At 70.6% G+C, this 24382-nt stretch carries 24 protein-coding genes; 6 read left to right on the top strand and 18 right to left on the bottom strand.

Annotated elements, in window-relative coordinates:
* Positions 1–51 precede the first annotated feature (51 nt).
* From IT293_14140 to IT293_14125, 4 genes are all read right to left on the bottom strand, one after another.
* Positions 52–504: an RNA-binding protein gene (locus IT293_14140; GenBank protein MCC6765793.1), complete on the bottom strand. Its 453-nt coding sequence runs from the start codon at positions 502–504 to the stop codon at positions 52–54.
* 86 nt (positions 505–590) lie between these two features.
* Positions 591–2939, bottom strand: a complete 2349-nt coding sequence (locus tag IT293_14135) for an Rne/Rng family ribonuclease (protein MCC6765792.1) — start codon at positions 2937–2939, stop codon at positions 591–593.
* Positions 2940–3062: 123 nt separating this feature from the next.
* Complete coding sequence (locus IT293_14130; GenBank protein MCC6765791.1) at positions 3063–3647, bottom strand: 2-hydroxychromene-2-carboxylate isomerase; 585 nt, start codon at positions 3645–3647, stop codon at positions 3063–3065.
* Positions 3648–3656: 9 nt separating this feature from the next.
* A complete protein-coding gene (locus IT293_14125; GenBank protein ID MCC6765790.1) occupies positions 3657–4340 on the bottom strand; it encodes a 7-carboxy-7-deazaguanine synthase QueE in 684 nt (227 codons plus the stop codon).
* A gap of 190 nt (positions 4341–4530) precedes the next feature.
* Here IT293_14125 and IT293_14120 point away from each other — a divergent pair, with 190 nt between their 5' ends.
* Positions 4531–4710 carry a hypothetical protein gene (locus IT293_14120; GenBank protein MCC6765789.1) on the top strand — a complete coding sequence of 60 codons (180 nt, stop codon included), beginning with the start codon at positions 4531–4533 and terminating at the stop codon, positions 4708–4710.
* A gap of 54 nt (positions 4711–4764) precedes the next feature.
* Here IT293_14120 and glpX read toward each other — a convergent pair whose 3' ends face one another.
* Positions 4765–5742, bottom strand: coding sequence for a class II fructose-bisphosphatase (gene glpX, locus IT293_14115; protein MCC6765788.1), 978 nt, complete (start codon positions 5740–5742; stop codon positions 4765–4767).
* A gap of 120 nt (positions 5743–5862) precedes the next feature.
* Entirely contained in the window at positions 5863–6672 is an 810-nt protein-coding gene (locus IT293_14110) for a crotonase/enoyl-CoA hydratase family protein (protein ID MCC6765787.1), read from the bottom strand.
* A gap of 116 nt (positions 6673–6788) precedes the next feature.
* Between IT293_14110 and IT293_14105 the strand changes: the two genes are divergently transcribed.
* Entirely contained in the window at positions 6789–7463 is a 675-nt protein-coding gene (locus IT293_14105) for an HAD family phosphatase (protein MCC6765786.1), read from the top strand.
* Between the two features lie 202 nt (positions 7464–7665).
* On the opposite strand, the gene IT293_14100 is transcribed toward IT293_14105, so the two are convergent.
* The 3 genes from IT293_14100 to IT293_14090 form a co-directional block, all read right to left on the bottom strand.
* Complete coding sequence (locus IT293_14100; protein MCC6765785.1) at positions 7666–9279, bottom strand: NAD(P)/FAD-dependent oxidoreductase; 1614 nt, start codon at positions 9277–9279, stop codon at positions 7666–7668.
* 95 nt (positions 9280–9374) lie between these two features.
* Positions 9375–9980: a TetR/AcrR family transcriptional regulator gene (locus tag IT293_14095; GenBank protein ID MCC6765784.1), complete on the bottom strand. Its 606-nt coding sequence runs from the start codon at positions 9978–9980 to the stop codon at positions 9375–9377.
* A 148-nt stretch (positions 9981–10128) separates the two neighbouring features.
* On the bottom strand, positions 10129–11328 hold the full coding sequence (locus tag IT293_14090) for an acetate--CoA ligase family protein (protein MCC6765783.1): 1200 nt from the start codon (positions 11326–11328) through the stop codon (positions 10129–10131).
* A gap of 110 nt (positions 11329–11438) precedes the next feature.
* Between IT293_14090 and IT293_14085 the strand changes: the two genes are divergently transcribed.
* A complete protein-coding gene (locus IT293_14085; protein MCC6765782.1) occupies positions 11439–11912 on the top strand; it encodes an SRPBCC family protein in 474 nt (157 codons plus the stop codon).
* Between the two features lie 554 nt (positions 11913–12466).
* Here IT293_14085 and IT293_14080 read toward each other — a convergent pair.
* The 4 genes from IT293_14080 to IT293_14065 form a co-directional block, all read right to left on the bottom strand.
* Positions 12467–12970 (bottom strand): NUDIX domain-containing protein, encoded by a 504-nt coding sequence (locus IT293_14080; protein MCC6765781.1) that lies wholly within the window; start codon positions 12968–12970, stop codon positions 12467–12469.
* Positions 12970–13359 carry an aspartyl protease family protein gene (locus IT293_14075; GenBank protein ID MCC6765780.1) on the bottom strand — a complete coding sequence of 130 codons (390 nt, stop codon included), beginning with the start codon at positions 13357–13359 and terminating at the stop codon, positions 12970–12972. Before IT293_14075 ends, IT293_14080 begins: the two co-directional genes overlap by 1 nt.
* 84 nt (positions 13360–13443) lie before the next feature.
* Positions 13444–14571 carry a mitochondrial fission ELM1 family protein gene (locus IT293_14070; protein ID MCC6765779.1) on the bottom strand — a complete coding sequence of 376 codons (1128 nt, stop codon included), beginning with the start codon at positions 14569–14571 and terminating at the stop codon, positions 13444–13446.
* A complete protein-coding gene (locus tag IT293_14065) occupies positions 14568–15572 on the bottom strand; it encodes a class I SAM-dependent methyltransferase (GenBank protein ID MCC6765778.1) in 1005 nt (334 codons plus the stop codon). The genes IT293_14070 and IT293_14065 overlap by 4 nt, the downstream gene beginning before the upstream one ends.
* A gap of 37 nt (positions 15573–15609) precedes the next feature.
* Here IT293_14065 and IT293_14060 point away from each other — a divergent pair, with 37 nt between their 5' ends.
* Positions 15610–16464 carry an aspartyl/asparaginyl beta-hydroxylase domain-containing protein gene (locus tag IT293_14060; GenBank protein ID MCC6765777.1) on the top strand — a complete coding sequence of 285 codons (855 nt, stop codon included), beginning with the start codon at positions 15610–15612 and terminating at the stop codon, positions 16462–16464.
* A 78-nt stretch (positions 16465–16542) separates the two neighbouring features.
* Here the strand turns inward: IT293_14060 and IT293_14055 are convergent, their stop codons facing one another.
* On the bottom strand, positions 16543–18276 hold the full coding sequence (locus IT293_14055) for an ABC transporter ATP-binding protein (protein ID MCC6765776.1): 1734 nt from the start codon (positions 18274–18276) through the stop codon (positions 16543–16545).
* A gap of 114 nt (positions 18277–18390) precedes the next feature.
* Between IT293_14055 and IT293_14050 the strand changes: the two genes are divergently transcribed.
* Positions 18391–19581: an N-acetyltransferase gene (locus IT293_14050; GenBank protein ID MCC6765775.1), complete on the top strand. Its 1191-nt coding sequence runs from the start codon at positions 18391–18393 to the stop codon at positions 19579–19581.
* Positions 19582–19613: 32 nt separating this feature from the next.
* Positions 19614–20360: a nucleotidyltransferase family protein gene (locus IT293_14045; protein MCC6765774.1), complete on the top strand. Its 747-nt coding sequence runs from the start codon at positions 19614–19616 to the stop codon at positions 20358–20360.
* A gap of 22 nt (positions 20361–20382) precedes the next feature.
* Here IT293_14045 and IT293_14040 read toward each other — a convergent pair whose 3' ends face one another.
* The 4 genes from IT293_14040 to IT293_14025 form a co-directional block, all read right to left on the bottom strand.
* Positions 20383–21378, bottom strand: coding sequence for a fatty acid desaturase (locus IT293_14040; protein ID MCC6765773.1), 996 nt, complete (start codon positions 21376–21378; stop codon positions 20383–20385).
* A 6-nt stretch (positions 21379–21384) separates the two neighbouring features.
* The gene (locus tag IT293_14035; GenBank protein ID MCC6765772.1) at positions 21385–22218 is read right to left on the bottom strand and encodes a phosphocholine cytidylyltransferase family protein; all 834 of its coding nucleotides are present in this window, start codon (positions 22216–22218) and stop codon (positions 21385–21387) included.
* 141 nt (positions 22219–22359) lie between these two features.
* Positions 22360–23301: a hypothetical protein gene (locus IT293_14030; GenBank protein ID MCC6765771.1), complete on the bottom strand. Its 942-nt coding sequence runs from the start codon at positions 23299–23301 to the stop codon at positions 22360–22362.
* Positions 23298–24380, bottom strand: coding sequence for a hypothetical protein (locus IT293_14025; GenBank protein MCC6765770.1), 1083 nt, complete (start codon positions 24378–24380; stop codon positions 23298–23300). The genes IT293_14030 and IT293_14025 overlap by 4 nt, the downstream gene beginning before the upstream one ends.
* Positions 24381–24382: the final 2 nt, after the last annotated feature.

Here is a 24382-nt window from a genome sequence, read left to right as displayed (position 1 = left end):
GCCGCGCCGAACAACGGCGGAAAACGCGATCCCGGCGGAGCCGGGGCACGGTCAATACCCGCCGAGACTTCGCTTGCGCGCGCGCAGCCCGCGCCGACTGCCTTTGCTCTTGTTGGGGCGTCCACCGCCGCCCATGCCGACTTCGCTCGCGAAGGGATCACCGGCGGCAAAGATGTTCTGAGGAGCCGAGAACGCCGGACGCTGCGGCAGCGCGGTAGGGCGATAGCCGCCGGCGCCGCCACCGGCGGGACGCGACGGGCGGTCTTCCGCGCCGTTCACCCGCAACCGTCGTCCCCCGAGGTCGTAGCCGTCGAACTTCCGGATGGCGTCGGCTGCCTCCGTGTCTGATGCGAACTCGGCGAAGGCGAACCCGCGAGAGCGGCCGGTCTCGCGATCGGTTCCGATGTGAACGCGGGACACCTTGCCCGCTTGGGACAACAACGCCGAGAGCTCTTCCTGGGTGGTATCGAAGCTCAAATTGCCGACGAAAATTTTGTTCGAAATGTTCGACTCCTTCTGGTTGGGCGGTGATGGAACGCGGGAACCTCGGGGCTCGTATACCGGATGGGTCTTTCCTATGCCAAGCGGCTTTAGGAATCGCGGGACGGCTCGGCGGGCGCGGTCACGGCGGCCGTCGGCGTCCCTTCCGGACCGTCACCCGCGCGGCCCTCGTGCATCGTGCGGCGGCGACCACTCCCCCCGCGTCGCCGACGGCGCCTCGACCCGGTCCGCTGGACGTCGGCCGCGGGCCCCTCCGACCCGCCGGTGCTCGTGCCTCCCTCGTCGGTCGGCGCCAGTGCGGCGCCGGCCGGCGGCGGGTCGCCCGCATCACTGCCACGCTCGGGCGCACCGCCCGGACCCGGGCGTCGACCACGTCCCCCGCGGCGGCCGCCCCGCCGGCGCCGGCGCCTGTTCGGATCCGCCACGTCGGCGCCCGGTGCGACCGCCTCGGCCGGCATGAACGGCGGGATGGCCTCGATCCAGCTGCCGTTCGCCGCGGCCAGGATCTCCCCGGTCCGATCGACCGGGGACGGCGGCGGCGCGATGCCCTCCGGCTCGGCCGTGAGCGATGCCACGGTCGCTTCGGCAGCCACCGCCGCTTCCGACGTTGCGGGCGCCGATTCGCCCGCGCGCGTCGCGCTCCCGGCCGATTCCGGGGCGTGCTCGGAGAGCGGCGCGCCCGTGCTCGGCGCCGCGGTAACGGTCGGCGCCTCGGCCGCCGGCCGGACCGCTTCGGCGTCCTCGCCGCGCCGACTTCGACCGCCCCGACGCCGACGTCGCTGCGACGCCTCGTCCTCGCCCTCACGCAGCGGGAGCGCGGGGCCGCGGCCGTATCCCACGCCCGCCGCCGTGGGTCTGCGACCGCCCCCGCGCGCGCTCGCGGCGAGCCCATTCGGGGTGCGGTCCGCGGATGCCACTTCGCCCGGACGCAACACGGCGACCGGCGCGGTGACCTCGCGGATGCGGGTCTCGATCTCGCTCTGGTGCGGCATCAGTTTGTCGCTGATGACGATGTTGATGCGCGCCGAGTACCGCCGCTCGAGCGTCGCCAGGTCGTCGCGCTTCTGGTTGAGGAGGTACATGGCGACGTCGCGCGGAAGCGTGACGTTCATCTGGGCGACGTCGCCTTCGGCGACGCGGTGGTGGATCTTGCGCAGCGTCCCGAGCGCGGCGGATTCCGGCGTGCGGATCGAGCCGTGTCCCTCGCACATCGGACACGCGGTGTACGAACTCGCGACCGCCGCCGGGCGCAGGCGCTGGCGCGAGATCTCGAGCAGTCCGAGCTTGGAAATGCGGCCAACGTCGTGCCGCGCCTTCTCGGGCCGCATCGCCTCGCGGAGGGCCCGCTCGACGTCGACGATGTGGCTCTGCACCCGCATGTCGATGAAGTCGACGACGATGATGCCGCCGAGGTCGCGCAAGCGCAGCTGCCTCGCCACCTCGCGGGCCGCCTCCAGGTTGGTCTTGTGCGCGGTCTCTTCCTGAGTGGTCCCGCGCATGGAGCCGCCGGAGTTGACGTCGATGGCGGTCAGCGCCTCGGTACCGTCGATGACGATGGATCCGCCCGACTTGAGGGCGACCCGCCGCTTGTAGATCGACTCGATCTGCGCCTCGAGGCCGAAGCGCGAGAAAATGGGTTGATCGCCCTGGTAGAGGTGCAGCAAGTGCTCCTTCCCGGGCATGATGTTGTGCAGGAAGTCCTTTGCGCGTTCGTGGACGTCCTCGTTGTCGATGAAGACCTCGTCGATGTCCGGCGTGAAGTAGTCGCGGATGTTCCGCAGCACGAGGTCGTGCTCCCGGTAGATCAAGGCGGGGCCGCGCTTGGTCTCGGCGTTCTGCTTGATGCTCTCCCAGAGCCGCGCGAGGTAGGCGAGGTCGCGCTCGAGCTCCCGGTGCTCGTCGTCGAACCCGGCGGCGGTCCGGACGATGATGCCGCAGCCCGCCGGTGGGTGCAGGCTCTCGATCATTTCGCGGACGCGAACCCGTTCTTCCCCCTCGATCTTCCTCGAGATGCCGGCGTCCTCCGAGCCGGGCAACAGGACCAGGTACCGCCCGGGAAGCGAGTAGAACGTCGAAAGCGTCGGCGGCTTGTTGGTGAACTGCTCCTTGACGATCTGCACCAGGATCTCGTCCCCCGACTTGAGGACTTCCTTGATCCGGCGGCGGCCCTTCTCGCCCCGCTCCTGGCTCGCGCCCCCGTTCCGGCCGCCCGGCAGGTTGCGGAAGCAGATCTCGTCGAGGGGCAGAAATGCGTCGCGATCGGCGCCGATATCGACGAAGGCGGCCTCGATCGCCGGATGGATGCGCCGGACGACTCCCTTGTAGATGTTTCCCTTCAGGTGCTCCCGGCTGAAGGATTCGATCTCGAAGGATTCGAGCTGGCCGTCGTCAACGATCCCCACGCGGCTCTCTTCCGCGTGGGTGACGTTGATGAGCATGATCTTGGACATACTGGGCTGGAACCCCCTCCCCCCAACCGCTACCCGCGCGGTCCTATCACGCGCCCGCATCGGGCCGCCAACGAAACCGACGGCTTTCGACGCTCGCACGCATGCACGAAGCTACCCCGACAACGCCTCCTCGACGAAGTGGAGGCGGTCGTTCCCCCAGAACATCTCGTCGCCGACGAAGAACGTCGGGGCGCCGAAGACCCCGCGCCGGATCGCTTCGTCCGTGTTCGCCTTGAGCCCTTCCTTGATGGACGGCTCCTCCGCGCGCGCCACGAGCCGCGCGCCGTCGAGGCCGGCCGCGGTCGCGATCGATGCCAACGTCTCGCCATCTCCGATGTCTTGGTCGTTCGCCCAATATGCCTGCATCACCGCATGATGATACGCGGCGAACGTTCCCTCCTCCAGCGCCGCGACCGCGGTCCGAAGCGCGCGGATCGTGTTCACGGGGAACACGCTCGGCATGTGGAACGGCAGGCCATAGTGCCGGACCCACCGGCGGACGTCGTGGACCATGTACGCGGCCTTGGCGGGCACGGCGGCCGGCATGCTGTTGCCCGTTGCCTTGAAGACGAAGCCGAGGACCATCGGCTTGAAGACGATCTCGGCCTCGCGGCGCGCCGCCAGCGCTTCGATCTCCCGGTGCGCCAGGTAGCTGTACGTGCTGGCATAGTCGTAGAAGAACTCGACGCGGTTCATGGATCCCTCCTAGGTTCCGCGGGTGTCGCCATAGAGATCGACGTGAAGCCGTGGCGTATAGCGATACCCGCGCGCCTTGCACAGATCGGCGATCCACGGTGCCCGGCGCGCGATCGCGGAGCGCTCGACGCCGAGCGGCATGAGCAGCACGGACTCCGGCGCGACGGGCGGCAGGCGAGCCAGCAGATCGTCGATCTCGGCCAGGTCGCCAGGCGCGGCGACGACGAACTTCAGCTGACACGCGTAGCGCTCGAGCAGCCGCGCCAGCACGCCGGGGTCGAGGCGCTTGCGCGCGTGGTCGGCGCGAATCGCCTCGCCGCGGCTCGGACCCGGGTCGGAGTTCGAGAGCTTCGGCGAGATCGACATCAGGTCGCACGGCACCACTTGGTACACGGTGCCGGCGGTCTCGATGGTGACGTGGCGGCCCGCCGCGCGGAGCGCCCCCGTCAGCCGCGGCAGATTGGCCCACAGAAGCGGCTCGCCGCCGGTGACCACGACGTGCCGCGCCGTGGACGGCACCGCGGCCACGAGGTCGTCGATGGTTCGCCAATCCCCTTCGGGCTCCCACGACGTGTAGGGTGTGTCGCACCACTCGCAGCGCAGATTGCAGCCGGTCGTACGGATGAAGAAGGACGGCACGCCGACGAGGCCGCCTTCGCCCTGGATGGAATGGAAGGTCTCGGCGATGCGCAGGCGATCGCCCGACTCGGATGACACCACCGCCACGCTACCAAACGCTCCCTCGTGCCGGAAGGAGCACGGGCCCGCCTTGCATCCGGTATGTTGGTCTCCTAACCAGGCCATCCATGGGAAGACTGATGCCGGCGCAACGCCGCACGATCGAGGCCCCAAGTACGGGCTCGATCCCGAAGCGTGCGTGCGCGTGATGTTCAGCCTCCCGAACTGGGCGGCGATCAACAGCGAGGTCTACATGCACACGGTCGTGCCGAACCTCGTCCGGCTCGGCCTGATCACCGAGCGCACCGAGCCTCGCTACCGCAAGCTCGGCATCCTGTCCGACACGCGCACCGCGCCTCGCAGCGACCTGCCGCTCTCGGCCTGAAGCGCGCGGATGAATCGCGCGTCGCAGCCGGGAACCATCATGTGCAGAGCTTCCCTAGAACTCGACGACCACGTCGGGTGTGCCGTCGAGGCGCACACTATCGACGAAGCGGATCATCCGGTCGCTGAGCGACATGAGGAGCGAGCTCGTGCGCGCCCCGTGACCGAAGAAGCGGACGCCGCGCATGAACGTGCCGTCGGTGACGCCGCAGGCCGCGAAGATGATCTCCGGCCCGGGCGCCAGGTCGCGCTCGGTGAAGATGCGGCGCGGATCCGTGATCCCCATCGCCCGCATGCGCTCCTCCTGGCCTTCCTTCGTGGGCACCAGCCGGCCCTGCATGCCGCCGTTCAGGCACCGGATCGCGGCGGCCGCGAGTACGCCTTCGGGCGCGCCGCCGATGCCCATGACCGCGTGCACGTTCGTGCCGCGGACGGCGGCCGAGATGCCCGCCGAGAGGTCGCCGTCGGAAATGAGCCGGATGCGCGCGCCGGCGCTGCGAATCTCCTCGATGAGCTGTTCGTGGCGCGGTCGGTCGAGCACGATCACGACGAGGTCTTTCACCTGGCGGCCGAGCCGCTTGGCGATGACCTGGAGGTTCTCCTTGGGCGTCGCGTCGAGATGGACGGCGCCCTTGGCCGCCGGCCCCACGATGATCTTCTCCATGTAGCAGTCGGGTGCGTGCAGGAGGCCGCCTTTGTTGGCGGCCGCGAGCACGGCGATCGAGTTCGGCTCACCGGTCGCACAGAGGTTGGTGCCCTCGAGCGGATCGACGGCGATGTCGACCTCCGGCTCGTCCGGCATTTGCCGTCCGACCTTCTCGCCGATGAAGAGCATCGGCGCCTCGTCGCGCTCGCCCTCGCCGATGACGATCGTGCCGCGCATCGGCAGCGTGTCCATCGCCTTGCGCATCGCCTCGACGGCGACCTGGTCCGAGTATCGGCGCTGTCCCTGGCCCATCGTGCGGGCGCTGGCGATCCCCGCCTCTTCCACGACCCGCAGGAACTCGCGGGCCAAATCCTGCTCGATCGTCATGATGCCACCTCCGGATTCGAATGTTCGGGGTATCGCGTACGGCGCGCCGGCGCCAGGCGCGGAGACCGACAGTGTGTCACACGGAACGGCCGGCGCGGAAGCGGCAATGCGCCGCCGGGCTTACCGGCCATGGAAGGTCGGCGCGCGCTTCTCCATGAACGCCGTGACCGCTTCCCGGAGATCCTCGCTCGCCACGAACGCGGCATTCCACGTCGCCACGTAGGTGAGACCGTCCTCGATGCTCTTGTCGGCGCAGTACTCGAGCACGCGCTTGGTCCCGGTCACGGCGAGCGGCGAGTTGGCGGCGATCCGGGCCGCGAGCGCCCGGGCAGCCGCCAGGGCCGACGCCTGGTCCGGATGTACGTGGTTCACGAACCCGAGGGCGAGCGCACGTTCCGCACCGAAGTCGTCGCCGCTCATGGCGAGCTCCGCTACGTGCCCTTTGCCGACGATTCCCGGCAGGCGCTGCAACGTCCCCACGTCGGCGACCATCGCCATCCGCGTCTCGCGGATGCCGAACACGACGTCCGCGGCCGCGATGCGGATATCGCACGCCGTCAGGAGATCGATGCCGCCGCCGAGACACCAGCCGTGCGCCACCGCGATGACCGGCTTCTCGCAACGCGCCACCGTCGTCACCGTGCGTTGGATCCTCAAGATGAAGGCGAGGAGGCGCTTCCGCGCGCCCGCGCCCTGCCCGCCCTCGATGATTCCCCCGCTCATGCTCTTGAGGTCGAGCCCGACCGTGAAGTGCTCGCCGCGCGCCGCGATCACGACCGCGCGCACCGACTCGTCGGCGACGAGCTCGTCCATCACGCGCGGCAGCTCGTCCCAGAACGCCGGGCCCATGGCGTTGCGCTTGCTCGGATTGGACAACCAGAGCGTCGCGACATGCCCGTCGCGCTCGATCTCGAAGACTTCGTAGGTCATGCGGACCTCCGTGGAAGGGCGGTCGTTGATACGCCGCACCTCGGAACAGAGCAAGGCGACGCGACCGGCGGCCGATCCATGGACAGGGACCGGGACGACCGGTAGGGACGGGGCCGATGGTCATCGAGGGCATCGACACGGAGCGCGTCGGGGCCGCCGTCTTCGACCTCGGCGGCGTCTTCCTCGCGGGCGGCGTCGAGTCGGTGAGGGCATTCGGCGACCGGCACGGCCTGGCTCCGGACGCGTGGCGCGCCATCCGCGGCGATCTCTTCCACGACGACGGCGTCTGGTCCGCCGTCGAGCGCGGCCAGGCGACGTTCGCGGAGTTCGTCGCCCGTCTGCGGAAGCTCGCCCGCGAGCACGGACGCGACATCTCGGAGGACGACGCGCGGAACTTCATGGGGAACGCCGCCACGGCCCCGGCGCAGCGGCTGCGCGCCGACATCGTCGAGGCGGCGGCTCGTATCCGCACCCGCATGCCGACCGCGCTCCTCACGAACAACATCCCGGAGTGGCGAAGCGACTGGCGGTCGCTGCTCGACGTGGAGCGCCTGTTCGACGTCGTGGTCGACTCGTGCGAGGTCGGCATGCGCAAGCCCGAACCCGGCATCTACGAGCTCACGCGCGAGCGCCTCGGACTGCCGCACGAGGCGATCTTCTTCATCGACGATCTCGGCGCGAACCTGAAGTCGGCGCGCGCGCTCGGCTGGCAGACGCTCCGCTACGACGACACGCGGCGCGTGCTGACGGTGCTCGACGCGCTCGCTGCCCGCAGATCCGAGCGCCGGTAGCGATCCCCCGGCAAAGCGGGGGGACTTCTTTGCTGGTCTGGCGCCGGGTGCGGTCGAGGGTCGGCGAGCGCCGGCCGCCATCGAAGAACTGATCGCGACCGTTGTTCGGAATCCACCGGCGGCGCGCCTCCTCGAACGCGTGCTCGAAGCCCGTCTCGGCCCGAGCGCGACGTGACCGGACGCGACGCGCCTCCCGACGGCGCTACGCGGCCGCGCGCGCGCCCGCCGACCGCGCCGCCTCGACGAGGTTCCGCCGCAGGACCGCGGACGCGCAGAGCGCGCCGCCGAGGAGCGCGCCGGAGACGCCCGCCGTCGCGATGTCCGCGCCCGTCAGCATGAGGCCGCGGATCGGCGTCGCCGGCCGGAGGTACGGGTTCCGGAAGCGCGCCGGCGTGTGCTCGAGACCGTAGATCTCGCCGTGGCCGTGCGCGGTGAAGTTGCGGCTGCTGAGGGGCGTCGAGAGCTCGACCACCTCGACGGCGCCGCGGGTTTGCGGAACGTGCGTATGGAGCAGGTCCAGGAGTCGTCCGGCGATGCCCTGCTTGAAGGCCTCGTACTCGGCGCCGCGCTTCTGCCAACGCGTCCCCTCCCAGCGCCGGAACGCGTCGTATGGCAAGAACGTCAGGACGTCGATCGTCGACTTCCCCGGACAGCGCCGGTCGAAGTCGGGATCCTTGGCGGACGGGAACGAGACGTAGGCGTAGCGGATCGCGGTCGGGTCGGCGGCGAACGCGGCCGTCCGGTCGTGGTGCTCGTCGGGGTAGATCCAGAGGTTGGCACGCTCGAGGCCGAGCTCCTCCGTCGTGCCCTTCAGGCCGACATAGAGGCACGCGTGCGCGACCGACGGTTCCATGCCCGCGAGCGCCCTCGCGAGCCCGTGCTGCTCCGCGACCGAACGCGGCACGAGGCGACCGAAGGTATTGGGGACGCCGGCGTCGCTGATGACGAGCGGCGCCCGCAGCACAGCGCCGTCCGCCGCCATCCGCACGCCGACGGCGCGGCCGTGCTCGACGGCGATCTCGTCCACCTCGGCGTTCACCAGCAGCTCGCCGCCCGCTCCCCGGATCACCGGAGCGATCGTGGCCGCGATCCGCCCCGCGCCGCCCACCGGAAAGTAGCCGCCCCCGAAGTAGTGCTGGGTGACGAGCGCGTGGATCGCGAAGCTGCTGCGCGACGGCGGCAGGCCGTAGTCGCCGAACTGGCCGGTGAGCACGCCGATGAGCTTCTCGTTCGCCGTCAGCTCGCGCAGCACCTCGCGCGTCGTGCGGTCCGCGAGCCGGAAGAAGCGGCGGCGCGCCATCGGCTTCACGACCGCGCCGATCAGGCGGGGGAAGGCCTTCGTCGCGAAGAAGTCCTGGATCGCCGCGCAGGCCCGGTGCACGAGCGCGAAGTAGCGGTCGATCGCGCCGGTCTCGGACGGGAAGCGGCGCACGAGCTCGGCACGGAGCGCGGCCTCCCCCTTCGGATAGACGTAGGTCTCGTCGCCGATCCGCATGCGCTCGACGATCGGACCCATGTCAGCCCATTCGAGCTCGGCGTTCGTGACGTCGTCGAAGAGCGCGCGCATGAGGCCCCCGGGCGCGGTGTCGCCGATATAGTGGACCCCGACGTCCCACTCGAAGCCCGGACGACGGAAGACGTGGGTGTAGCCGCCGATCGCGTAGTGGCGCTCGAGCACGAGCACACGCCGCCGGCCGTGCTTCGCGAGGAACGCGGCGGTCGCGAGGCCGCCGATGCCGGAGCCGATGACGATGACGTCGTAGTCGCCGCGGAGCTCCGCTCGACGGTAGGGCTCGGCGATCTTGTGCTGGGACATGAGCATTCTCCTTTCCGTCCAGCCCTCCGGCTGGAGTGTACGTCGTATACTCCCAGGTCAAAAAACAGGCGTCACGACATCCGCGCCGGAGATCGTCACCCGCGCGCTTCCGCCCCGCCCGGCCATCCGTATGCGCCGAGGACCGCCCCGACCGACTTCAGATAGATCCGCACGAACTCGGCGCGCGCGAGCGGCAGCTTGCCGGCAAGGAACAGGCTCGCGAGTCCGTGCACGTGGGCCCAGACGGTGAGCGCGACCGCCTCGGGGTCGTCGCACCGGAGGATGCCGGCGGCGGCGCAGTCGCGGATGCGGTCGACGAGAAACCGGAACGTCGCCGCGTCGCCCCAGTGCTTCTCCGCCTTCTCATTCTTGTGTTCCGGCACGTGCTCCATGAACATGACGGCGTAGCTCCGGGGGTGCGCGAGAGCGAAGGCGAGGTACTGTTCCCCCGCCGCGAGTAGCCGCGCCCCGGGCGTCTCGGCGGCGAGCGAACGGTTCAGGTAGCTCAGAAACGTCGCGTGGCCCTCGGCGACGATCGCGTTCAACAGCTCGTCGCGGTTGCCGAAGTGCCGGTAGAGCGCCATCGGCGTGACTTTCATGCGCGCCGCGAGTCCGCGCATGGTGACGCCCTCGACCCCATGGGCGAGGAAGAGATCGCCGGCCTCGGCGAGAATGCGCTCACGGCGGAGCGGCCGCCCCATGTCTACGGCGTATACATACGGCCCGACGGCATGTCAAACGGCCCGCGATCTCCGACGCCGGCGCGTCTTCACTCGCTCGCCGACCCGATCGCAGCGAGGCGGGCGTGGCGCGCGCCCGCCGGAAGGGCGCCCGCGGTCTTCGGACGTGTCACCGCATCTTGGCGACGGCCCGGCCCGCCGCCTCGTACATCGAGACGGTGCGGTCGCAGTACTCGACGCCGTACTTCTTCAGGATCTTGAAGCCGTCGTCCTCCCAGGCGCCCGGAATGCGGAAGATCGCGATCGTGTCGGCGGGTCTCCGACCCGACTCGACGCAGCCCTTGATGACGCCGCGGGCGACGATGTCGACGCGCGTGTTCGAGACCACGTTCATCATGACGGCGATCTTCTTCACGCCAGGCTTCGAGAGGATGAGCTTGGTGAGGCCGCAGGCCTTCTTGACGCTCGGGTTGCCGCCGATCTCGCAATAGTTGGCGGGCTTGCCGCCGTGCTTGCGGATGGCGTCGAAGAGCGTGAGCGAACCGCCGCCGGCGCCGATCACGAGCCCGAGATCGCCGTCGAATTCTTTCACGTTGCCGGCGACGCCGCGGTGATCCGATGCATCGACCTCGGCGCCCGCGATCTCGAAGGGCGTCGGCGGGCGCGCCTCGCGCGTCTCCTCCTTGCCGATGCCGAGCTCGGCGAGGAGCTTCGCGTACTTGTCGCGCGCGTCGCCTTCCATGTCGATATGGCCGTCGAGCACGAGGAACTTGCCGTCCTCGGTCTTTCCGAGCGGGTTGATCTCGGCGAGCGTCAAGTCGTACTTCAGGAAGATCTCGATCAGGGTCGCGACGATCGGGGTCAACTTGTTGAGATCGTCCCCGGTGACGCCGGTCGCGGCGATCGCCTGCTTCGCGATGTAGGGGGAGAATGGCACGAGGGTCGAGAAGTGGGTGCGCGACACGTGCTCGGGGTGTTTCTCGGCGACCTCCTCGATGTCGATGCCGCCCATGTCGCTGAAGATGACGACGGGGAGCTTGCGGCGGCCGTCCCACGTGACGGCGGCGAAGTACTCCTTCTTGACGGGCGCGCACTCCTCGACGAGCACGCCGCGCGCCGACTGGCCGTTGATGACGAGCTCGAGGATCGCCTCGGCGTGCCGCGCGGCCTGCTCGGGGGTGTCGGCGAACTTCACGCCGCCCGCCTTCATGCGGCCGCCGGTCAGCACCTGCGACTTGAGCACGACCTTGCCGCCGATCTCGGCGGCGATGGTCTTGGCCTCAGCCGCGGTCTTGGCGACGCGGCCCTTCAAGAGCGGGGTGTTGTGCTTGGCGAAGAGGGCTTTGGCCTCGTACTCGTAGAAGCGCATCGCGCGGTCGTACAATCGGGGTTCCGGACCGTCAAGGCAGCGGCTGATTGCTCGCCCTCCGCCCTGGCAACGCGACCCTTCAGCTCATAATGACGCGGCGAGGAGGACGCATGGCGAAGTTCCCGACCGACGTCACCGAGTCCGTCGTCGTTCCCGCGTCGCTCGCGGACGCCTACGCATTCTTCTGGGACGTCGTCGGCTCGGCGCGCTGCATCCCCGGCCTCGACCGCTGCGACAAGACCGCCGACGACGTCTACCGGTTCGTCTTCGCGGAGCGCTCGACCGGCCCGGTCAGCATGTGCGTCGCCTACACCGCGCGCTACACCGGAAACGGCACCGACGAGATCCGCTTCGTCGGCACGGGCGCCGCCGGCGACAACACCGACGTCGAAGGCACCCTCCGCTTCGAGCCCGTTGACGCCTCCCACACACGGGTAACGCTCCGCCAACTACTCGCGCCGGACACGCCGGTGCCGCGTCTCCTCCAGGGCCTCATCAAGTCGTTCGTGCAGGGCGAGGCGGCGCAGGCCGTGAGCGCGTACCTCGCGAACGCGACCCGAGCGATCGGAAGCGCCCCGAGGTGATGGCACCGGAACGGCGACGCTTCCATGTGCGAAGATCACCTGGAGGACCTCCCCGATCCTCGCGGGACTTGGCCTGACGGCGTGTCCAAACTCGCGCTCTGCGGCAGATCAAAGCGGGCGCGTGTTCGTAGGATCTCACAGGCTCCGGTAGACGGCGCTCCGGTGCGGGGCGCGGATGACCTCCACGACGCGCGTCGCGCCGTCCACGATGACGGGCCGCTATTTCAGTGGCCAGCGCGCGGCGGCGACATCAGTTGAGCACGTGATCAAACGCTGCGCACTCGGCTCTGGGAGGCGAGCGAACGCCTCTGCCTGCCTCTGCGCGCGATTACCGCAGAGGCAGCCAGCCGCTAGTTTGCGGGAGACCGACGCTCGACCTCGGCACGCAACCCGACGAGCATGGTGGGCAAGGACCGCCTCAAGAGCATCGACTGGATTGCTCCCGGCAGCGGCCGTCCGATGTCGATCCACGCGCGGTAGCTAACGAGGGTTCTTGAATTGGCAGCCAATGGAGTTAGGCGAGGGCTAGGGAACCGCGCTCGCGCTAGGGGCGCCTAGCGCTCCGGCGGACGCCAGGTCACGGGCGGCACCCAGGCCGCGCGGCGCCGCACGAGCTCGGGCAGCACCCCCCGCGCCCAGCGCGAGAGCGCGACGGTCGCGAGCTCGTCGCTCCGGAACCAGCGGCCTTCGAGCACCTCGTCGCCGTCGGGGCGCAGCGTGCCGCCCGTCCGACGACACTCGTACGCCGTGATCACGTAGGCGACGACGTCGCCGTTCGCGTACGTGATGCGGAACTCCGGCCCGCCGAACGTCCCGAGACAACGCGTCGGCTCGACCAGGAGCCCGAGCTCCTCCCACACCTCGCGGACGACCGCGTCCTGCGGCGGCTCGTCGGGATCGACCGCGCCGCCCGGCGTCCCCCACACGTCGCCGTTCGCGTGCCGCGCGAGGAGCACGCGTCCGGCCTCGTCGAAGACGACCGCCGTGACCGACGGCATCAACACGAGCGCGCTGCCGATCCGCAACCGCAGGTTCTTCAGGTAATCCGAGATGGGCATCAGCCGGCAGCGTCGCCGTGGCGCGCGCCGGCCAGGAAGAGCCGCATCGGGAGGAGCTCACGAGTTACAGGATTCAGCATCAGGGTGAGGCCCTCGAGCGTCAGGGCGCCCAGCAGCGGGGTGACACCCTCCGGAGCGAACACGACCTTCGAGGTCGCCTCATTGTCGCCCACCGAGAAGGTCACCTCTCCGACGTCGTACGAAACATGCGTACCATCGGCCAGCGTGAAATCACGGCGAGACTGGCGCACGACACCGAGTTCGTCCAACACGCTCGCGGGAACGACGCTGAAACCGGCGCCGCTGTCGACCAAGAGCTCGATCTTTCGTTCGGCGAGATCCGGTCGCCGCGGATTGCTCACTCGCGCCTTCGTGAAGGTGATTCCCACCGCCGGCAGGGTACGCGGTCTCGTCTCGGCCATCGAGGGTACGAGTAGCGGGTCCGGCGTCGTTTCGCGATAGGCGCGGAGCCTTCACTCGCCGAAGAGGGCGCGCACCCGCCCGACGGCGCGCGCGGTCTCGTCGAGCGGCGGCGGCGGGGGCGCCGCGAAGGATCGGCCGAGCGGCAGCGCGCGATTCACGGCCACCAGCGCTGCGTGGAGCTTCCGCAGGTCGCGCGGGTAGCGCACCCAGCCGCGGGCGGGGAGCCGGGCCGCGAGCCGCGCGAGCGATCCTCCGAGCAGCTCCGGATGCTGCGTCGGAGCGAGCACGATCCGCCGGAAGAGATTCTTGACGTGCGACCTCGGCGAGCGACGCTGCGGGAGGTCGACGTACCACACGCGCTTTCCCGTGCTGCACGCCTCCGTCAACATCGACGCGCTGTCGCCGGTGACGACGAAGCCGTCGGCGAGCGCCAGGTACGCGAGATACGGATTCGGCCCGCCCGCGGCGCTCCACTGGTGGAGGTACGCCGGCACCGCGAGCGCGTCGACGAGCGTGCGCGCGGCGTCCTGCGGCGTCCGCCGGCTCGTGCTGACGAGCAACGAGCCGCCCTCGGCGCGCGCGAGCGCGTTCGCCTGCTCCGCGAGCCGCCGCGCCGCCGCGGCGTCGAACACGAACGGCTTCGCGCTCCCGCCGATCAGGAGCGCGAACCAGGGCCGCGGCAGGCGCGCGAAGCGCGGCGCCCATTCGGCGCCGGCGCGCGCCCACGCGTCGGGGTCGGGACGATGGAGCGGCAACGCGAGATGCAGCACGTTCGACCGCGCCGGTAAGCGATACTGCGGCGTGGTGATGACGAGGTCGAAGGCGTCGAGATCGGCGCGCGGCCGTCCGAGCTGTACGAGCCGCGTCGCGGACCCGGCCTGCCGACGGATGTCCCAGGTCACCCCGACGCTGCGCCGGCCGCAGCCGATCACGAGATCGGGCCACGGCGGCGCGAGCGGGCTCGAGTGTTCGCGGTCGAGCGGGAAGCGGTCGACGCGCGCCCCCGCGACGCGTTCCGCGAGCGACCGCCTCGCGATCCGCAGGTAGCGCAGCCGCTTCACCTCGGTCGGCCAGCCGAGCGCCGCGGCGAGCGAGAGCGCTTGCGCGTTGTCGCCCGGCTTGTCGCCGGTCAGCACCCAGATGCGGCGCTCGGCCGGCGCGATGCGCGGCTGGCTCACCACGACACGGCGGCGCGCTTGCGGCAGACGACGAGACAGGGCTGCAGCCAGATCTCGCCCGGGAGGTCGTCCGTCACCAGCGTCGGCTCGAGACCATGGCGCGGCAGCTCGTCGATGCGGCCGCGAAAGTGATCGCGCGCGAGGAGATAGTCGCGCCGCAGGCCGCGGTCGTTGCAGTCCCAGAACGGCTCCAGCATGAGCGTGTGACGTCCGGCCACCCTGGACATCTCGCCGAGCGCCCGGTCGCGGATCTCCTCCATCTGCTCGAGGGCGAGCGACGAATAGACGAGGTCGAAGGCGGCATCGGCGAACGGCAGCTCGGCGGCGCTGCCGCGCCGGAAGTCGACGCGCCGGTGCGCACTCGGGTCGGCGAGCGGCTCCGGCGCGAAGCGCCGCAGCACCGCGGGCAGTTCCGCCTCCTCCTGCACGGCGCGCGCGGTCGCGAAGCCGCCGTCGGTGAGCTCGACGCCCGCGAAGCGCGTCGCCGGGAAGCGGCAGGCCAGCGTGAGGAGGTTCAGGCCGTTGCCGCAGCCGACCTCGAGGACGCTCGCGGGCCGGAGCAGCGCCACCGCCCGCATCAGGACCAGCAGGCGGGCGCGGGCACCGGCGGCGCTCGTCGCGAACATGGCCGCGTCGCCGTATTGCCACGCGGCGCCCGCCCGGGGTCGCGGCTCCATCTCGTAGGGGGCGAGGCGCTTGCGGGCCCAGGCCTGGTCGTATTCGGACTCGATGCGGTCCTGGCCGCGGCGCTTGCCCCGTCCGAGCCACCCGAGCCAGCGGCGCCGCCGCAGCCGTCGCCGCGCCTTCGCGTGCTTGCGGACCACCTCCGCCGTCCAGCGCGGGTCGGTCGGCGCGAGGCGGCAGGCGATGAACGGATCCATCGCGGCGAGCAGCGCGGCGCGATCGAGGCCGAGGCCGGCGGCCTCGATCGCTGTGAAGTTCGGCGGCACGGCGCGGCGATGATGGCGAAGCTCCGGCACGGCCGCAACCGGGTCGTTCACGCTTGCGGACTCGCGGACGAGCCGTTAACGAGGCCGCATGTTCACCCCGCTGCGCATCGCCGCATCCTCGAGCGTCGACATCCTGAAGGCGCTCGCGCACCTGCCCGGCGCGGGCAAGAAGGGCAAGAAGCGGGTGAAGAACGCCTTCAACAGCGTCTACGCGCGCTGCGAGGAGGCGGGGCTCATCGCGCGCGTTCCGGACTATCTCGAGGACTACGGCCGCGAATATCCGGAGCTGCTCGCGCTCGAGGCGGCCTATCCCGACATCCGCGGCGAGTGCGAGCGCCTGCTCGCGTTCCGCTCGCGCATCACCGACATGTCGAAGCTCGGTGGCCAGTACACCGAACGCGGCATCCACACGATCCGGTGGAAGGCGTTCATGCTGAAGTCGGGCAGCTTCATCGAGGAGAACTGCGCCCTCGCGCCGAGGACGGCGGCGGTGCTTCGCCCGCTCGCCGACGTCTACAACGCGTTCTTCTCGATCCTCGAGCCGCGCCAGTACGTGACCCCGCACTGGGGGTACTACAAGGGCTTCGTCCGCTATCACCTCGGCGTGGTGATCCCGGGCGACAATGCCGGCCGCGAGTGCTGGCTGCGCGTCAACGTCGACCCGGCGGACAACGCGCTCCGCGACAAGTCGCTGATCGCGCGCACGCGGAAGTTCCACTGGCGGAACGGCCGCGGCGTGATCTTCGACGACACCAACCTCCACGACGCCGCGAACGAGAGCAACGAGGTGCGGGTCGTGCTCTGGCTCGACGTCGCGCGCAAGCTGCCACGCACCCTCGACCTCTACAACCGCGCGCTCCTGAAGGCGGTGTACTACGAACCGTCGGTGCGGAAGTTCCGCGAGAACGCGGTCGTACAACTGCCGGACGCGGCGCGCGCGTAACCGTAGGGCGCTGCGGCGGGCGCGTCGGCGGCTGCGGCGATCACGCGGCGGTGCGCATGGACGCGACGCCGGCGCGTCTCAGCCGCGCGCGACGTCGCGCCGCTCGGCGAGCGCGCCGCGCGCGAGCGCGATGCGTCCGTCGTCGACGTGATAGACGAGGTCCGCGACGTCGATCAGGTGGCCGTGGTGGCAGATCGCGACCAGGGTCACTGCACCGCGGAGCGCGCGCAGCGTCGCGCAGATCTCGCGCTCGGTCGCCGGATCGAGCGCGGTCGTCGCCTCGTCGAGCACGAGAAGGGCCGGCTTCCTCACGAGCGCCCGGGCGAGCGCGAGCCGCTGCCGCTGACCGCCCGAGAGCCGGAGCCCGCGCTCGCCGACGATCGTGTCGACGCCTTCGGGCAGCGCCGCGACGAACTCGCTCGCTCCCGCCGCGCGGAGCGCCTCGTGCACGTCGGCGAGCGGCACCGACGGATCGCCGAGCGTCACGTTCTGCGCGACGCTCTGGTGCAGCATGAGCGTCTCCTGCGGGACGTAGCCGATCTGCGTGCGCCAATCGCGCGCCGCGATCTCGCGCAAGGGCACACCGTCGACCCGCACCTCGCCCGCCTGCGGCTGCAGCAGTCCGACGATCAGATCGACGAGCGTCGTCTTGCCGGATCCCGACGGGCCGGTGATGACGGTGAGCGACCCCGCGGGGATCACCATGGCGGCGTCGCTGAGGACCGGCGCCACGTCGTGCGCGAACGACACGTGGTCGACGCGGATCTCGCGCGTAAAGCGTACCGGCTGCGTTCCCGTCCCCACCTCGACCGCGCCGCGCGCCTCGCGGATCAGATCGTCGAGCGCCCAGTACGCGCTCTCCTTCACGGCGAGGCGCTGCATGCTCTTCTGCACCTTGGCGAGATCGGCGATGATGCGGGCGCAGAGGAACACCAGGATCACCACGTCGGCGAACGGCATCGAGAGCGTCCCGAGCCCGACGTAGAGCGCGACCGCCAGGAAGAGCATCATGAGCGGATCCTGAAACGCTTCGAGGTAGGCGCGCGCCATCACCTCCCGCTCGAGCGCCTGGTTGAGCCGCCGCGTCTCCCCCTCCAGCACCGGAGCGATCAGCGGCTCGCGCGCCATCGCCTTCAGCGGCTTCACGGCCTGCAGCGTATCGGTGAGGCGAGCAAGGAGCTGGCGGATGCGCATGGTCTGCCGCCGTCCGGATTTCCGCGACGCCCGCACGAGGCGGTTCAGGAGCACCGTGATGACGGATCCGACGACGAGCGCGCCGAGCGTCGCCCGCCACGACACGAGGCAGGAGATGGCGGCGAAGACGAAGCACTGCGCGAGCAGCGCCCAGACGGTCGTGGCGTGCAGATACGCGTCGGCCGCCGCTTGCGCCTCCATCGCGACCGAGTTGGCGATCGCGCCGACCGGCTTGTGGACGAAGTAGGCCCAGCGCGTCCGCAGGAGGGCCTCGATGAGCTGCAGGCGCAGCGTGGTCGCGACGTGCGCGACCGCGTAGCCGACCTGCCGGTTCGCGAGCAGCACGAGCCCGGCCTTGAGCGCGATGCCGGCGAACACGATCGTGAAGAGCGTCGTCGTGGTCGGCGCGAGCCCGACGAAACCGAGCGCGGTGTCGAGCCCGCGCTCGAGCGCCGTATTGCTCGCGGCGGCGCTCGCCTGGTCGCGGGTCGCGACGCGGATCACGGGCAGCAGGCTCGAGATCCCGATGCCTTCGGCGAGCCCCGCGCAGACCAGGCAGCCGAGCGCGAGAAGCGTCCGCTGCGGATACCGGCGAACGATCAGCAGCAGCAGCTTCATCCGGAGGCGCTTGTATCAAGGGTCGGGCCGGAGTGGTAACCGCGTTTTGCGCTCTTGCTTGACCCTTGGCGGGGCGTGCCGTATGCCGCTCGTCGCGTGAAGCACGGTACGAGGGTGGCGGGACCGGTCCCGGAGGCGCTCGAGGCGCGGGAGCGCGAGCAACGGTCGTCGGCGCCCGTCGAGGTCCGGCCGGTTCGCTCGCGCCGGGACCTCCGCGATTTCGTGGAGCTGCCCTACGCCATCTACGCGGCCGACCCGGCATGGGTGCCGCCGCTCCGCACCGAGCAGCGCCACAATTTCTCGCCGAAGAGCGCCTTCTTCCAGCACGCGCAGGTGCAGCTCTTCGTCGCGTACCGCGGCGGCCGGCCGGTCGGCCGGATCACGGCGCAGGTCGATGCGCTCCGGATCGAACGCTACGACGACGCGACCGGCCACTTCGGCGCGCTCGAGGCGATCGACGATCACGCGGTGTTCGAGGCGCTCCTCGGCGCCGCCGAGGAGTGGCTGCGCGCGCAGGGCATGCGGCGCGTCCTCGGCCCCTTCAATCTCTCGATCAACGGCGACATCGGGACCCTGATCGACGGCTTCGAGCACCCGCCGGTCTTCCTGACCGGCCATGGACGTCCCTACTACGACGCGCGCGTACAGCGGCTCGGCTACCACAAGGCCAAGGACGTGGTGGCCTACACGCTCGACACCAACGGCACGCCGCCGCGCACGATGGTCGAGGCCGCGCGTCGCGCGCGCGAGGACGCCCGGGTGACGATCCGCCCGGTCGACAAGTCGCGCCTGCGCGCCGAGGCGGCCGTGATCAGCGAGATCTTCTGCGACGCGTGGGCGCACAACTGGAGCTTCGTGCCGTTCACGGAGGCCGAGTTCGCCGAGCTCGCGAGCGCGCTCAAGTACCTCGTGCCGCGCGACTTCGTGCAGTTCGCCGAGGTCGACGGGGAGATGGCGGCGATGCTCGTCATCGTGCCGAACCTGAACGAGCTGATCGGCGATCTCGACGGACGCCTCCTGCCCTTCGGTTGGGCGAAGCTCCTCTGGCGCATACGCACGCGGCCGACGTGCTCGGCGCGCGTGGCGCTCATGGGCGTCCGCCAGAAGTTCCAGTCGAGCTCGCTCGCGATGGCGCTCGTCTTCGGGCTGATCGAAGCCGTGCGGGTGTCGCCAGCCGTACGGGACATGCGGCACATCGAGATGGGCTGGGTCCTGGAGGACAACTTCCCCCTGCTCCGCGTGATGCGTCTCCTCGGCGGCCACCAGTACAAGACCTACCGCGTCTACGAGAAGCCGCTCCCCTGAACGCGTCCCCGACCCTCTTCACCGCCCTCGTGATGGCGGGTAGCCGCGGCGGCGCCGACCCGATCGCGAGCGCGACCGGGGTCGCGCACAAGGCGCTGGCGCCGGTGGCGGGAATCGCGATGCTCGACCGCGTGCTCGCGACGCTGCGCGCGAGCCGCTGGATCGGGCGCGTCGTGGTGTGCGGGCTCGATCCGGCGCTCGCCGGGCACGGCGGCGGAGCGGCCGTCGAGACCGTCCGCGGCGATCGCACCCCGAGCGCCAGCGCGGCCCTCGCCATCGAGCAGCTCGGCCTCACGCCGCCCGTACTGATCACGACGGCCGACCACCCCCTCCTCTCCGCGGCAACCCTCGACGCCTTCTGCGAACGCGCGACCGCGATCAATGCCGACGCCACCTTCGGGCTCGTGCCCGTCAGTCTCGTGCACGCGGCGTTCCCCGGCATCCGCCGTACGGCGTTCCGCTTCCACGACGGCGGATTCTGCGGGTGCAACCTCTACGCGCTCCTCACGACGAAAGGCTACGCGGCGCTCCGCGAGTGGACCCGGGTCGAGGCCGAGCGCAAGCGTCCGTGGCGCATGCTGCGCATCCTCGGCTGGGGCACGCTCGCCCGCTTCGCGCTGGGGAGGCTCTCCCTGGCCGACCTGACGGGGGTGGTGTTCGCGCGGACCGGGCTTTCCGTGCGGCCGGTCCTCCTGACCGACCCCGCGGCCGGCTTCGACATCGACACCCCCGCGCAACGCGTCGCCGCCGAAGCGTTCCTGCGATCCAAGGCGGGCTGACACGCGGGCGGCGCGTCCGGCGCTACACCGCCGCGGGCAGATCCCCGAGGAGGACGTCCTCCTCGGAGGGCGGCGCCGCGGCGCGACCGCGGTCGCGCGTGATGCGGGCGAAGAGATCGAGCTCCGGGTCGAAGATCCACCGCAGCAGAACGCGCGTCAGCGACCGGTGCGCGTGCAGCGGCTCGTAGAACTCGGGCGCGAGCGCCTTCAGCTTCGGCAGATGCACCCACGGCACGCGCATCAGGTCGTGGTGCTCGTTGTGGTAGCCGATGTTGAAGGACACCCGGTTCAGGATCCCGTAGTAGGAGTACGTCTCCTGGCCCGGCACGAAGGTATAGTGCTCCTGGATCCAGCGGGCGCCGAGCGGGTGGAGCCCGATGCCGGCGAACGTCGAGAGCAGCACGTACGCGAGCCCCGCGAAGCCGCACCACCGCCAGACCAGGTAGTCGGTCGCGGCGATCAGCACGACGTTCGCGAAGAGCCACGGATCGGCGAACCGGCCGCGGATGCGCAGCGGCCGGATGACCTCGACCCCGGCAAAGACGAGGAGCCAGAGCGCCTTCCGCAGCGGCGAGGTTCCGACGAGGCGCGCCTCCCAGCGGTAGGCGAGATCGGCGTCGTAGTCGTACTCGTCGAGACGCCAGTGGTGGAGCAGATGGTAGGTCCGGAACGACATCGCGCTCGGGAACCCCTGTCCGACGTTGCAGAGCAGGCCGATCAGCCGATTCGCCAGGGTGCCATGTAAGGTCAGGTTGTGGCTCGCGTCATGGATGAGCACGAAGAGCGCATGACTCGCGAAGGCACCCACCAGATACGCCGCCACGACGATCACGAGCCAATGGGCGTCGCGGAGCGCGTAGGCCATCAGCAGCTGACCGGCGACGACCGCCGCGGCGCAGAGCGCCGAGAGCGGGTACGGTCCGACGAGCTTCCGGACGTCGGGGTGGCGCTTGAGGATCTCCTTGGCGCGCTCGATGTGCGGGTTGGGGCCCGCGCTCACCGGGTAGTCGGCGCGCACCCGCTTCTACCGATCGCCGTCCGCGGCGAGCGCCTCGCGCGCCACCGCCGCCTCTTCCCGCACGACGGCGCCGGCATCCGCTCGCGTCCAGCGCGCGGCGGCGAGCGGCGTCTCGCCGAACGCGCTCACGAGCGCGCGGGCGCGCGGTACGTCCTGCAGATAGTCGATCTCCGCGAAGCGGGCGTCGCCGATGCCGACCGCCTGGACCTGGCCCCGCCCGGCGAGAAGATCGACGGCGGAAAGATACCAGCGCCGCGAGCCCTCCGGCTCGCTCAGGATCTCGTCGAGCGCCCGCGTGAAGAGCTCTGGACCGCGTCCCCGGTACAACGAGAACCCGATCGCCTCGCCGTGGCTCGCGTCCGCCGTGAGGTCTTTGCCGACGCGCGTGACCCGATTGCCGGCGCGCGAGACCTTCATGTCGTCGGCATCGTAGGTCGGTTTTTCCGCGATCGCCATGGCGACCGGAGTCTCGGTGCTCGCGAGCAGCCGTTCGACCACGGTTGCCTCGGCGAGGGTGTCGCCGTTCAGGAGCAGGAAATCCTCGCTCATTTCCGGGCTCGCGACGGCGCAGCTCACCAGATTGTCGGCCCGGTCGTAGAGCTCGTTGAAAAGCGTCCGGGCGTGCATGCCGGGCGGCGTGATCTGCGACAGCCGGCGCTCGACCTCGGCCGCGCCGAAGCCGGTGACCACGACCACATGGTGGATGCCGGCGCCGGCCAGCATCCGAAGCTGCCACTCCAGCACCGTGCGTCCGCCGATACGGATCAGACACTTGGGAAGATTCGTCGTCAGCGGCAGCAATCGCCGGCCCTGACCCGCGCTGAGAATGATCCCCTTCAATCCCCGTCCTTGAATCGACCCGTTGACCCGCCAGCGCCGAAGTCACCGCGCGGTGAGCGCAGTGCTACGGTCGTGTGACAGACAAACGCCCGAGCGTCAAACGAAGCGAACGGGTGCCTTTTCGATGACCGTCGGGCTCCGTCAGCGGAAAGCGCCGGCCCGATAGAGGCGCCAGGCTTCGGCGCCGAGCGCGAGCAGCGGGTGGCGCCGCTGCCGCCAATCGGAGGTGACGGCGACACCCGCATGGCGCTGGATCTTCCAGAGGACGTAGTCCACGCCCCCCTCGAAGATCATCGCGTTTCGCAGGATCCGCAGGAGAAACGCGGCTTTCGCGCGTAAGCGGCGGACCCGCCAGGCCCGGAGCGCGCGCCGCCGCTCGCGGGGCGGGAGCGCGACCGTGAACGCGCCGGCCTCCGCCGCGACCGGCCAGGGAACGCTCGGGAGCGCGAGCGCCGTCGCGGCCACGAAGCGCGCCGCGTTCGCCGCCCAGAGCACCTCGGCGGCCCCCGGCCGCTCGGGCCGGATCTCGGCGCCGTAGGTCGCCCGCCAGGCGCGCGTCCAGAGCGCGCGGGCGTCGAACCGCTCGTCCGCGAAGGGCACGGCGAACCGGACGAACGTCCGGATCGCGCCCGCGAACGCCGCGACGACGAGCGCGCGCGCCTCGACGTCGGCGGCCCAGACGAGCGCGCAGGGCTGCGCGAAGCGCGCCCAGAAATACGGCTCGGCGGTGTGGCGCGAGGTCAGCCGCGGCAGGTCGTCGAGGGCGAGGACCGCGTACTTGCAGCGCACCGGATGCCGCTCGCCCTGCACCTCCATATAGAAGACGTTCGGCGGCAGCAGGCGGTTGATCATCGCGAGCCCGGGCCGCTGCGGATAGGCGCTCGGATAGCTCGACACCAGCGCGTAGAGATCGAGCACCCCCTCATCGTCGTCGCCCCGCCGGAGGTTCGACCCGTACATGACCACCGCGCGGAGCGCGGCCCCGAAGCGCAGCCGCAGCCTCTCGGCGAGGCGATGGGCGCCCTCCGGAACCGTCGCATCGAGCTCGCGCTCGACCATGGCCTCGAGCGTCGGCCCCGTCACGGCGTCGCTCGCAGGAAGTACGCCGAGCGCCGCGCCGTCAGCACGACGTGCCGCTCGCGTCCGCTCGGCGCGAAGAGCTCACCGTCGAGCGTGAACCCGCCGTCGAACCGGAGGTCGACCTCGTCGACGTTGTGGCTGTAATAGCCGAGCTCCGGCCGGAGCCACGGGCTCGGGCGTCCACGGAGGGCCGGAAAGATGGCGCGCGCGAGGTGTTGCGGCCCCTCGCGCATCGCGCTGAAGCGCAGCGGTCCCGGACCCACACCCCAGTACGGCCTCACGCCGAGGAACTGCCGATCGATCGTCGAGGTGAGCATGCCGAAGTAGCGCGTCGGCGGGAGCACCCGCCCGTCGAGGCGGACCTCGGCCGCGAGCGGCGGGAACATCGTGCCGGCGCGGCCGGTGAGGACGCGGGCGAGAAAGGTCGCGAGGGCGACGCCGCCGCCGAGCTGACCGCGGACGCCGTGGCTCTCGAGCTGATTGCGCGCGAAGACGATGCCGTCATAGACGGCGCCGGCGCCGAACATCATCGCGAACTGCGGGCCGTCGGGAAGGTCCGCGCACACGACCGGCCGACGCTCGACGCGGCCGGCGAGCACGCCGCGCGCCGACTCGCGAAGCAGCCGCGCGAGCGCCGCCAGCGGGTCCGATCCGTAGCCGACGTTGCGCGCGGTCGTGTTGGTCGTGCCGCCCGGCAGCACCGCGAGGAGCGGCAGCCGATCGAGCGGCGCGCACAGCATGGCGGTGAGGACCGTCTGCACCGAACCGTCGCCGCCGTTCACCACCACGATCTCGGTCTCGGCGTCCACCACCGCGCGCGTCGCCTCGGCCAGGCCTTCGAACGTGCGCTCGGTGTAGTGCCGGACGCCCGTATGGCCCGCGAGCAGCCCTTCGATCCTCGCGAGCAGCCCGCGGCGGGCGTTCTGGCCGCTCGTCGGATTGCTGATGATCGCGACCTGCAGCGGATAACGACGCGGCCGCTCACCGTGACCGTCCGACGCCTCGAGGCGGTGCGGCTGCTGATCGACGACGGCCGGGTCGGCCGGAACCTCGAGGGCCTCCTGTGGTCCGCGCGGCGGCAACC

It is taken from the genome of Deltaproteobacteria bacterium, from assembly GCA_020848745.1.
Lineage (GTDB): Bacteria > Desulfobacterota > Binatia > UTPRO1 > UTPRO1 > UTPRO1.
The sequence above is the reverse complement of the archived record's forward strand: the minus strand, read 5'-3'. Positions and strand labels throughout refer to the sequence as shown.